Here is an 11,259-nt window from a genome sequence, read left to right as displayed (position 1 = left end):
GTCTTCGCGGGAGCTGACGCGGCGATCTCGTGAGGCCGGCACCATACCCGCAATGACAGGTGCATACCTGCCACCGGACCGCCACGCTTCACTGCCAATGACGCATCGATTTTGGCCAGATACTTTACCATTGAAAGCTCTAAAACGGCCATGAACACAATCCCTTTGACACCGGAAGGGGTTCGGTTAGCGACTAACCGAACTGCTTTTACCGCTAAACGGGTTAGTTACGTCACATACGTAATTGCTTAAGCGGTTAAACGGGTTACGTTGACGGCTAAAGGGAATCGGTTAGCCGTTAAAGGGATTAAGTTAGCCGCTAACCGAACTGCTTTTACCGCTAAACGGGTTACTTACGCCGCATACCTAATTGCTTAAGCGGTTAACCGGGTTACGTTGACCGTTAAAGGAAATCGGTTAGCCGTTAAAGGGATCAAGTTAGCCGCTAACCGGGTTAGTTACGCCGCATATACAATTGCTTAAGCGGCTAACCGGGTTACGTTGACCGTTAAAGGGAATGGGGGTAACCGTTAAAGGGATTAAGTTAGCCGCTAACCGAACTGCATTTACCGCTAACCAGGTTGGTTACGCCGCATACACAATTGCTTAAGCGGCTAACCGGGTTACGTTGACCGCTAAAGGAAATGGGTTAGCCGCTGACCCAAACCGGTTCGGTGTATACCCAATCCCTTAAATAGCACTATTCAGGCTTATCCGGGAATACATAATCCCCTGGTTTGCTCCACCGTCCCGATGAATATCGATAGCGCTTCCGGATTATCCGGGCAATGTGTTAGCCCGGTCGAAGGAGGCCTTTGGGAAAAATCCGAATGAGATTAAAATCTTAAAAACACCTTTACTTTCAAAAATTCTACACATTATTCACGTTATTTAAGAAACGTCCCACTCTTCCCTTTCTGCAAAAAAAAGAAAAGACATCTTTATCTTACAACTATCCGTGCCGGAGCCCAAAACCTCCTTAACGCAAGAAGGCTGCCTAAGAGGCAACCTTCTTCGTATATTTATATATAAACTCTTAATGGTTGAGTTCTTCCTCTCCTTCCTGTAAAGGTACGGTCTGCGGAACAAAGTCCTGTCCCGGTATTACGTACTCTCCGTTTTCATTGGTCTTACTGTAGTCATAAGCCCATCGGTGTACTTCCGGTATTTCACCCGGCCAGTTACCGTGAATATGCTCTACCGGGGTTGTCCATTCCAGGGTATTCGCTTTCCACGGATTACGGGGAGCCTTTTCTCCGTAGAAGATACTGTAGAAGAAGTTATACAGGAATACCAGCTGTACCGCACCCGCAATGAGGGCAAACACGGTCATCACCACGTTGATGTCCATCAGGTCATCAAAAATCGGGAAGTTTGTATTGGTATAATAACGTCTGGGAAGACCTGCCATTCCCACAAAGTGCATCGGGAAGAAAATACCATACGCACAAACTGCAGTAACCCAGAAGTGTACATAACCCAGATTCTTATTCATCATCCTTCCGTACATCTTGGGGAACCAGTGGTACACCCCTGCAAGGAATCCGTAAATTGCGGAGATCCCCATTACCAGGTGGAAATGCGCTACAACGAAATATGTATCGTGAACGTTGATATCCAGGGTACTGTCTCCAAGGATAATACCGGTAAGCCCCCCTGTTATAAAAGTAGAGACCAATCCTATGGAGAACAACATGGCAGGGTTCATCTGCAGATTTCCTTTCCAGAGGGTAGTGATATAATTAAATGCTTTTACCGCGGAAGGTATGGCGATCAATAATGTTGTAAAGGTAAATACCGAACCGAGGAACGGGTTCATCCCGGACACGAACATGTGGTGTCCCCATACAATGGTGGAAAGGAACGCAATGGCCAGTATGGATGCGACCATCGCCCTGTAACCGAATATAGGCTTACGCGAATTGGTAGCAATAATCTCGGATGTGATACCTAATGCCGGTAACAATACGATATACACTTCCGGGTGACCAAGGAACCAGAAAAGGTGCTCGAACAGTACCGGCGATCCTCCCTGGTGATGTAATACCTCTCCCTGGATAAAAATATCCGAAAGGAAGAATGAAGTACCGAAACTACGGTCAAAAATAAGCAGTAATGCAGCCGAAAACAGTACCGGGAAAGAAACCACCCCGATAACAGCCGTAATGAACAGGGCCCACATGGTAAGCGGCAACCTGGTCATAGACATGCCTTTAGTCCTCAGATTCAGCACGGTAACGATATAATTCAGTGATCCGAGCAGGGAAGATGCGATAAATATGGCCATGGAAACAAGCCATAACGTCATCCCCAATCCGGAACCACCCTGTGCCTGTGGCAATGCACTCAGCGGAGGATAGATAGTCCATCCTGCAGCGGCCGGTCCCGCTTCCACAAAAATAGAAGCTACCATGATCACACTGGAAATGAAGAACAGCCAGTAAGAAAGCATATTCATAAATCCGGAAGCCATATCCCTTGCACCGATCTGTAACGGAATCAACAGGTTACTGAAGGTACCACTCAGCCCGGCTGTCAACACAAAAAATACCATAATGGTACCGTGGATGGTTACCAAAGCCAGGTAAATATTCGGGTCCATCACTCCTTCGGGAGCCCATTTACCCAACAGGACCTCAAATATTTTAAAAGATTCCGAAGGCCATGCCAGTTGCATGCGGAACAACAAAGACATCAAAATACCGATGAAGCCCATGAACAAACCTGTAATAAGGTATTGTTTGGAGATCATCTTGTGATCATAACTGAAAATATACTTTGAAATAAATGTCTCTTTATGATGATGTCCGTGATCGTGCTCCTGATCCCCTGCGTGTGCTGTTGCTGTTGCTGACATAATCTATATACTAATCGTTATCGTTACTGTTACTTTATTATTTTCAATATATTCTGGGCCGATTATTATTCCCCGGCCCCGGCAACCATCTCACCAAAGGTCTGTTGTTCTTTAATCCATGCATTGTACTCTTCTTCGCTCTCCACAATAATTTTCATCTGCATGTTGTAATGCGAAGTTCCGCAAATTTTATTACATAATAAAAGATAATCGAACTCCCAGTCCTCCAGGTCTTCTCCTTTGGCCCTTCTTTCCGCACGCAGTTCGTTAATGTGCTTCACCTTGGCCTGGATATCCGGGTCCTGGCGCATTTCTTCCGTAGTAATGGTCGGTGTAAAAGAAAACTGAGTGATCATACCGGGAACACAGTTCATCTGTGCCCTGAAGTGCGGCATGTAGGCGGAGTGCAATACATCCTGAGAACGCATTTTAAATACTACTTTCCTGTTAACCGGCAGGTGTATTTCCGTGGTGGAAACCACATCGTCCATTCCGTTAGGGTCAGAAGAGTCTATACCTATGACGTTCTGCCCGTCAAAATCGTTAAGGAAACGGACATTGGCATCTCCAAGCACATTATCTTCCCCTGCGTATCTTGCTTTCCAGTTAAACTGTTGGGCGTATAATTCAATGATCAGAGGATCATCTTCGTCATTGATATTCATAATGGTGGTCCAGGTATAAAGACCGTAAAGGATAAGTCCGGCAAGAGTTATTACGGGAATAATGGTCCAGATGAATTCCAGCTTGTCATTATCGGCATAGAACAATGCTTTTTTCCCTTTAACACCTCTGTACTTGTATGCAAAGAAGTACAACAGCGTTTGCGTAATAAGCTGTACGGTAAATATCAGCACCATAGACACCGTCATAAGGGTATCATAATCGTCCCCGTGAGCAGAAGCTGCCTTGGGCAACAGCACTTTTCCCCATTTCCAAAGACTGAAGATAGTCAGCACATACAGAAAGCCCAGGAATGCAAACATTAAATATCCGTTCAGCTTGTTATCCTTATCATTAGCTATCTGGGCATCTTTCAGTCCTATCTGAGAGAATTCAAATATCTTCGTCATCTGCCAAACGGCAATGGCAATGAGTATAAGTACAATTATAGTTAATAAAGCAGTCATCTTACTATTTCCTGTTTACTTTAGTTTCTACTGAATTAATAATGAAAGTGTTTGCTCTCTTCTATGAACGGGTTTCGCTTCGGCACCAGCGGTGCTTTGGTGAGTGCACTGAACACTACAAAAATAAACAGCCCCAAGAAGAACAGTACGCCTCCTATTTCTCCTATTCCTATGAACCATTGGTCTCCAACGGTAGCCGGCATTATCATGTTATAAATATCAATATAATGTCCTATCAATATCACAATACCCGTCATTACCACAAACCAGTTGAGTCTCTTGTAATCGCTGTTCATTAACACCAGCAGCGGGAATACGAAGTTAAGTACCACCATTCCGAAGAAAGGAAGTTTATAATCCTCTATTCTCGTAACGAAATAGGTAACTTCTTCCGGAATGTTGGAATACCATATCAGCATAAATTGGGAGAACCAAAGATATGTCCAGAAAATACTGATACCGAACATGAATTTTGCCAGATCGTGTATATGACTGTTGTTCACTTCTTCCAGATATCCTCTTGATTTCAGATAGATCGTGACCAAGGCGATAACCGTAATCCCGGAAACAAACATGCTGGCGAATACGTACCATCCGAACAGGGTACTGAACCAGTGCGGGTCTACACTCATAATCCAATCCCAGGACATCATGGATTCGGATACCAGGAAAAACACCAGGAATCCGGCGGATATTTTGAAATTTCTTTTGAAGTAACTATTGTCATCGGCAGTATCCTGCGCGATGGAGAATTTTCTTGAAAAATGACGGTAAGCAACCCATCCCGCTATATAAATAGCTGCCCGGATGAGGAAAAACGGTACGTTGAGATAACCGGACTTACCTTGTATCAGCTCATCATGCGCCACCACTTCGGGATCCATCCAGACAAAAAGGTGATTCATATGAACACCGGATAGTACGAGTATTACAAATACCAGAACAGCTCCGGGAAGCAAATAGGCCGTAATACCTTCCATAACCCGGAAAAGCAAGGGAGACCATCCTGCCTGTGATACCCTCTGGATCGCATAAAAAGCCAGTACTCCCAGGGGAATCATCATAAAGAAGAATGCCGCCACATAAAGCGCTGCCCAGGGTTTGTTCTGTAATTGATGCAACAGATGTTCATCGTGTGATGCATCATGAGCCGCATGCTCTTCGTCATGTGTTCCGTGTGCGTCATGAGTGGCAGCTTCTGCGTGCCCTCCGCCATGACGCGCATCTGCTACCATAGCTTTTGCTTCTTCTACAGTACCCGGTGCAGCGAGAAAACCATAGCCCAGACCGAGAACACCAACGATCATTAGAACAAATGCAGACAGTCTTAACTTGTTTGAAAACGTGTACATATCCTGAAAATTCTCTTTATTGTATTTTGTAATTTCGTATTGGTGCAGGGATAAAAGTCCCGGTATCAAACCTTTTCCGGCTTTGTCCGTGCACGTATACCGGTTGAATTTATTACTTAGTCAGTTCCCTGTTGAGTTCCTCTACATACATCACCACCTGCCAACGTTCTTTTTCATTGAGCTGGGCAGCATAAGATCCCATGGAGTTCAGTCCGTAATATATTACGTGATAAATACTTCCCTCTGTTATTTCCCTGTCTGCATAGCTGGGAACACCGAGAAATTTCTCCCGTTTTACCAGTACGCCCTGCCCGTCACCTTTTTCTCCGTGACAAACGGCACAATAGATATCAAACAGCTCCTTTCCGTCCCCCAGATTATCTTCCACGGAGAGACTATCCATGGCAAGAGGGTTTTTCAATTCAGCAGCGGCCAGTTCTTTGCCTTCCTGGGTATTCTCATAATCGTAAGGCATCCAACCGCGATTAATCGTATTTTCCGCGGGTAACTGGGCTTCCACACCGTTCTTAAAAGCATCCGATTCCTGATAGGTTTCATAACCTACAGATTCATACATATTAGGCATAAATTGGTAATTCGGTCTGGACTTGTTAAAACATGAAGTCATTACCGCCGCCGTACCAAGCACTATTCCTATTTTTATAAAGCTCTTCATTTAAACAGTATTTACGTTGTTAGGTTACCGGGTGTGAGTATTGTTTGTAAACAAGCATCCTGCCCCGATTTCCTCTATCTAATGCTTTTCTGAAACTTTTACTTCCACTGCTCCCGTTTCCTGCAAAAAGGCAGACAACTCCTCCTCGTTACCACTTACCGCAACCTCCATCAGAAAATGATCGTCGGTTGTTCTTACATCAGGGTTTTCGGCTTTTTTAAACGGCCATAATTTACTTCTGAGATAAAAGGTAATCACCATAAGGTGAGCCGCAAAAAACACGGTTAATTCAAACATGATGGGAACAAATGCAGGCATGTTCTCCAGATAAGAAAAACTGGGTTTCCCCCCTATATCCTGCGGCCAGTCTTCTATCATTATATAGTTCATCATCAGGGTTGCCACAGTAAGTCCGACACATCCGTAAAGGAAGGACGCAATAGCTATCCGTGTGGGAGCAAGCCCCATGGCTTTATCCAGACCGTGCACCGGAAATGGCGTATATATTTCATCGATATGATGATGGGCAGCCTTCACCTTTTTTACCGCAGCCAATAATACATCGTCATCGGTATAAATAGCCTGTATTACTTTATTACTCATGATCGCCGTCTCTTAATTTTTTATATTTTTCACCAGATGATTTCATTATAGTCTTGACTTCTGCCTGTGCTATCACCGGGAAAGTCCTGGAGTAAAGCAGAAACAATACGAAGAAAAATCCTATGGTCCCCACGAAAATACCGATATCGATGAATGTCGGTGAGAACATCGTCCAGGAAGAAGGAAGGTAATCCCTGTGAAGCGAAGTAACAATAATCACAAATCGCTCAAACCACATCCCTATGTTCACTACAATAGAAATAATGAAGGAGAACATTATACTTGTCCTGAGTTTTTTGAACCACATGAACTGCGGAGAGAATACATTACAGGTCATCATACACCAGTATGCCCATGCGTAAGGACCGGTTGCCCTGTTCAGGAAAGCATACTGCTCGTATTCCACACCGGAATACCAGGCGATAAAAAGCTCGGTGATATATGCACATCCCACAATAGATCCGGTGATCATAATAACGATGTTCATCAGCTCTATATGCTGCAGGGTAATATAGTCTTCCAGGTTGACGACTTTTCTCATAATGATGAGAAGCGTGTTTACCATTGCAAATCCGGAGAATACCGCACCTGCAACGAAGTAAGGAGGAAAGATCGTGGTATGCCATCCGGGGATCACCGAAGTTGCAAAGTCAAAAGATACAATGGTGTGTACGGAAAGTACCAGAGGCGTTGCCAGACCGGCAAGTACCAGGGATACTTCTTCGAATCGCTGCCAGTCTTTTGCTCTTCCGCTCCATCCGAAACTGAGAAGACTGTATATTTTTTTCTGGAAAGGTTTTACTGCTCTGTCCCTGATCATAGCGAAATCCGGCAGAAGACCGGTCCACCAAAACACCAGCGATACGGACAGGTAAGTAGATATCGCAAATACGTCCCAAAGCAGGGGAGAGTTGAAGTTAACCCAGAGTGAACCGAACTGATTGGGGATCGGCACCACCCAGTATCCCAGCCACGGGCGCCCCATGTGTATCAGGGGGAACAATCCGGCCTGTACCACGGAGAAGATCGTCATGGCCTCCGCAGAACGGTTAATGGCCATTCTCCATTTTTGACGGAACAGTAATAACACGGCCGAAATCAGTGTTCCTGCGTGACCAATACCAACCCACCAAACGAAGTTGGTAATATCCCAGGCCCAACCCACGGTTTTATTCAGTCCCCAGGAGCCTATTCCTGTTGAAATGGTATAAAGTATACACCCTATTCCCCAAAGAAACGCTACCAGAGCAATGGAAAAAACAATCCACCACTGCTTGTTTGCCTTGCCCTCTACGGGCCTGGCTACATCTACCGAAACATCGTGATAGCTCTTATCTCCGATTACCAGGGGTTTACGTATAGGTGCTTCGTAATGCGACGCCATTTTATAATTTTAATATTTAATTACTCTTTTTATTTATCGTTATACCGTCCGCAGCAATGATATTCCCGAAGTCCCTCGTTCTATCCCCGGTGCGAACAATACTGATCTACGCTTCCTCCGTATTTCTCACTTTTACGTGATAGAACACATTCGGCTTGGTCCCTACGTGCTCCAACAGGTGATACATCCTGTCACTCTTTTTCAGAGCAAACACTTCGTCTTCTTCATTATTGATATCTCCGAACACCATAGCCCCGCTTCCACAGGCAGCAGAACAAGCAGTCTGGAATTCATCCTTACGTACTTTTCTACCGTCTCTTTTCGCATCGAGAATGGTTTTCTGGGTCATTTGGATACACATGGAACATTTTTCCATTACCCCTCTTGAACGAACCACTACATCAGGGTTCAGAACCATTTTCCCGATATCATCGTTCATGTGGTAATCGAACTCGTCATTGTTATTGTAGAGGAACCAGTTGAAACGACGTACTTTGTACGGACAGTTGTTCGCACAGTAACGCGTACCTACACAACGGTTATACGCCATGTGGTTTTGTCCCTGACGACCATGAGACGTAGCCGCTACCGGACATACGGTCTCGCAGGGAGCGTGGTTACAGTGCTGGCACATTACGGGCTGGAAAGCAACCTGCGGATTTTCGGAAGCTTTTTCCATTTCTCCGAAAGTAGTCAGGGAATCCCCCAGACCGGAAATTGACTCCACCACCTCGTTATCTTCTTCAAAACTTTCCTCGGAAGAATAATACCTGTCTATACGCAACCAGTGCATATCCCGCGACCTTCTCACTTCGGACTTCCCTACTACCGGCACGTTGTTTTCCGCGTGACAGGCAATCACACAGGCGCCACAACCGGTACATGCGTTCAGGTCAATGGACAGGTTGAAGTGATGCCCTATGGAACGGTCAAAATCCCTCCATAAATCCACAGAAACCGCTTCAACTTCGTTATGGTTCAAAGATACTTTAGGAGTTTCATTCCACTCTTTGGCATCTTTGGTATTAAATATTTCTAATGTAGTCTCTTTTACGATATCACCACGACCCATCAGGGTATTGTGAAGCTGCACACAGGCAAACTCATGCTCACCGGCAACCTTTTCGATAGTTACGGGCTGTACCGATTTAAATCCTTCATACAATACATAAGCATTAACGCCGGTCCGCATTTCTGTTTTCATACCTTCTTTCTTTCCGTAACCGAAAGAAAGACCCACAGAACCTTTGGCCTGTCCGGGCTGAATTAACACCGGAACCCTGTCCAGGGTAACGCCGTTTACTGTTACTTTAACGTAACTTCCGTTGAGACCGCCGTTAGCCACATGCCTGTTAACCAGACCCAAAGCCTCGGCATCTGCCTTGGAAACTGTCAGGTAGTTATCCCAGGAAACTCTTGTAATCGGATCCGGAAATTCCTGAAGCCACGGGTTATTGGCCTGCTGACCGTCTCCCATACCCGTTTTCGAATACAGGATAAGCTCTAAACCATCTGCTGTCGATGAAGCCAGCTTTCTCGCCATTCCGGCTGCATTTCCGGCAGAAACGGTTTCCGTTGTTTCTTCTGCCTCCGTTTCTTCAGTACTGTTGCTTTCCTCCGTAGCGGCATCTACAACCACAGGTGCAGAAGCGACAAAGACCCCGTCATGCAGTGCCTTGTTCCAGGAGCCTCCGCCAAGCACCGAAGCACCCCAGAAATCCTTAATATAATCGTAATACGTTTTGTCGCTACCTATCCATTTCAGCAACGCATCCTGAAACTGTCGCGTATCAAATAAAGGACGGATAGCAGGCTGCATAAGGCTGTAATATCCTTGTTTTATTTCCGCATCTCCCCAGGATTCCAGGTAGTGCGGTGCAGCAGCAATATATTGTGAAGCTATGGCCGTCTCATCTTCCTTCATGGAAAAGGTAACGGACAAGCCTATGTTTTTCAATGCCTCGATAAATCCGGCAGAATCAGGCAGCGTATAGCCCGGGTTCACCCCGCTCATAATAAGCGCACCTACGCTTCCGGACTTCATGTCCGCAATAAGCCGGCTTATTCTTTTAGCACTACCCTGGCGTAACAATCGCGGAGCTTTAACATCAAATGCAGCGCTTTGCAGCATTTCATTGATAGCAAGGACGAGTCCCTGCGCATCCGCATCGTCAATTCCGGTAACCACAACTCCGTTCTTCCCGGCTTTTCTCAATTGTGAAGCAGCGTTTTTAACAGCCGCATCCACATGTTCCGGCAATTCCCCGGACACCGAAGAACCGCTCAGGTAACCATATAATTTAGCAAGCGCCACTTTTTGTTGTGAAGGTTTTACAGGCACTCTTTTATCCGCGTTAGCCCCGGAAAGTGACATATTACCTTCAAACTGGATATGACGGGACATCTTCCCGTTAGAAGGCACCCGTCTTTTCGCGTACCCGCTGTCAAAACCACCTCCGTGCCAGTCGCCCAGGAAATCAGCCGCAAAAGAAACGATGACATCAGCCCTGGAAAAATCATAATCCGGAAGTGCTCTTTTACCGTATTTTTTCTGAAAAGCTTCCAAAGCCGCTTCTTCAGATATGGCATCATACTGAACATGCTCAACATTCCCGAATTTCTCCGCGAATTCCGCAACCAGCCTGGTTGTTGAAGGACTGGCAAAAGTCTGTGTGAGCAACACTATGGATTTACCACCGGCTTTTGTCGCATTCAGTTTAGCCACCACTTCAGCATCCAGGTCATCCCAAGTAACATAATTACCACCGGACTTAGGCCCCTGTATCCTCTTGCTATCATAAAGAGATAAAACAGAAGCATTTACCCTGGCATTCGGATAACCATTAATCTTAGCCTCGTTATTAGCCTCAATTTTTATAGGTCGCCCCTCCCGTGTCTTAACAAGCACACTTGCAAAATCATATCCGTCTGCTATAGTAGTAGCGTAGTAATTGGCTACCCCCGGACGAATCTGCTCCGGTTGCACCACATAAGGAATAGCTTTTTTTACCGGACCCTCACATGCAGCCAAAGTAACGGCAGCCGTACTGAAGCCTACATATTTAAGAAAGTCCCTCCGGGACGTTGAAGACGCTTCCAGGTTCTCCTTATCCCCTAAAAACTCATCTACCGGAATTTCCTCAACAAACTCATTCTGTTTAAGTGTCTCTACGATAGAATTGCTTGGATCCAATTCCTCGACACTTTTCCAGTATTTTTTGTTTGACGCCATGTTTTATATAAAATTAGCTCTTTTT

Annotated in this window: 7 protein-coding genes; all 7 read right to left on the bottom strand. The window is 45.5% G+C overall.

What is annotated here, in order from left to right:
- Positions 1-1,036 precede the first annotated feature (1,036 nt).
- The gene (locus ED312_RS02600; RefSeq protein WP_123214440.1) at positions 1,037-2,857 is read right to left on the bottom strand and encodes a cytochrome c oxidase subunit I; all 1,821 of its coding nucleotides are present in this window, start codon (positions 2,855-2,857) and stop codon (positions 1,037-1,039) included.
- 65 nt (positions 2,858-2,922) lie between these two features.
- On the bottom strand, positions 2,923-3,987 hold the full coding sequence (locus tag ED312_RS02595; protein ID WP_123214439.1) for a cytochrome c oxidase subunit II: 1,065 nt from the start codon (positions 3,985-3,987) through the stop codon (positions 2,923-2,925).
- A gap of 35 nt (positions 3,988-4,022) precedes the next feature.
- Positions 4,023-5,339, bottom strand: coding sequence for a quinol:cytochrome C oxidoreductase (locus ED312_RS02590; RefSeq protein ID WP_123214450.1), 1,317 nt, complete (start codon positions 5,337-5,339; stop codon positions 4,023-4,025).
- A 112-nt stretch (positions 5,340-5,451) separates the two neighbouring features.
- Positions 5,452-6,015: a c-type cytochrome gene (locus tag ED312_RS02585; RefSeq protein ID WP_123214438.1), complete on the bottom strand. Its 564-nt coding sequence runs from the start codon at positions 6,013-6,015 to the stop codon at positions 5,452-5,454.
- A 78-nt stretch (positions 6,016-6,093) separates the two neighbouring features.
- Positions 6,094-6,618, bottom strand: a complete 525-nt coding sequence (locus tag ED312_RS02580) for a DUF3341 domain-containing protein (RefSeq protein WP_123214437.1) — start codon at positions 6,616-6,618, stop codon at positions 6,094-6,096.
- Positions 6,611-8,002 (bottom strand): NrfD/PsrC family molybdoenzyme membrane anchor subunit, encoded by a 1,392-nt coding sequence (gene nrfD / locus ED312_RS02575; RefSeq protein ID WP_123214436.1) that lies wholly within the window; start codon positions 8,000-8,002, stop codon positions 6,611-6,613. The genes ED312_RS02580 and nrfD overlap by 8 nt, the downstream gene beginning before the upstream one ends.
- A gap of 106 nt (positions 8,003-8,108) precedes the next feature.
- On the bottom strand, positions 8,109-11,234 hold the full coding sequence (locus ED312_RS02570) for a TAT-variant-translocated molybdopterin oxidoreductase (protein ID WP_123214435.1): 3,126 nt from the start codon (positions 11,232-11,234) through the stop codon (positions 8,109-8,111).
- Between the last annotated feature and the right edge of the window lie 25 nt (positions 11,235-11,259).

Origin of the sequence: Sinomicrobium pectinilyticum, assembly GCF_003725735.1 — a bacterium.
Classification (GTDB): domain Bacteria; phylum Bacteroidota; class Bacteroidia; order Flavobacteriales; family Flavobacteriaceae; genus Sinomicrobium; species Sinomicrobium pectinilyticum.
This window is presented reverse-complemented; position numbering and strand designations above follow the sequence as displayed.

Bases quoted from the DNA above. Each gene is read 5' to 3' on its own strand.
- ED312_RS02580 (WP_123214437.1), bottom strand. From the start codon at position 6,618: ATGAGTAATAAAGTAATACAGGCTATTTATACCGATGACGATGTATTA.
- ED312_RS02585 (WP_123214438.1), bottom strand. From the start codon at position 6,015: ATGAAGAGCTTTATAAAAATAGGAATAGTGCTTGGTACGGCGGCGGTA.
- ED312_RS02600 (WP_123214440.1), bottom strand. From the start codon at position 2,857: ATGTCAGCAACAGCAACAGCACACGCAGGGGATCAGGAGCACGATCAC.
- ED312_RS02590 (WP_123214450.1), bottom strand. From the start codon at position 5,339: ATGTACACGTTTTCAAACAAGTTAAGACTGTCTGCATTTGTTCTAATG.
- ED312_RS02595 (WP_123214439.1), bottom strand. From the start codon at position 3,987: ATGACTGCTTTATTAACTATAATTGTACTTATACTCATTGCCATTGCC.
- ED312_RS02570 (WP_123214435.1), bottom strand. From the start codon at position 11,234: ATGGCGTCAAACAAAAAATACTGGAAAAGTGTCGAGGAATTGGATCCA.
- nrfD (WP_123214436.1), bottom strand. From the start codon at position 8,002: ATGGCGTCGCATTACGAAGCACCTATACGTAAACCCCTGGTAATCGGA.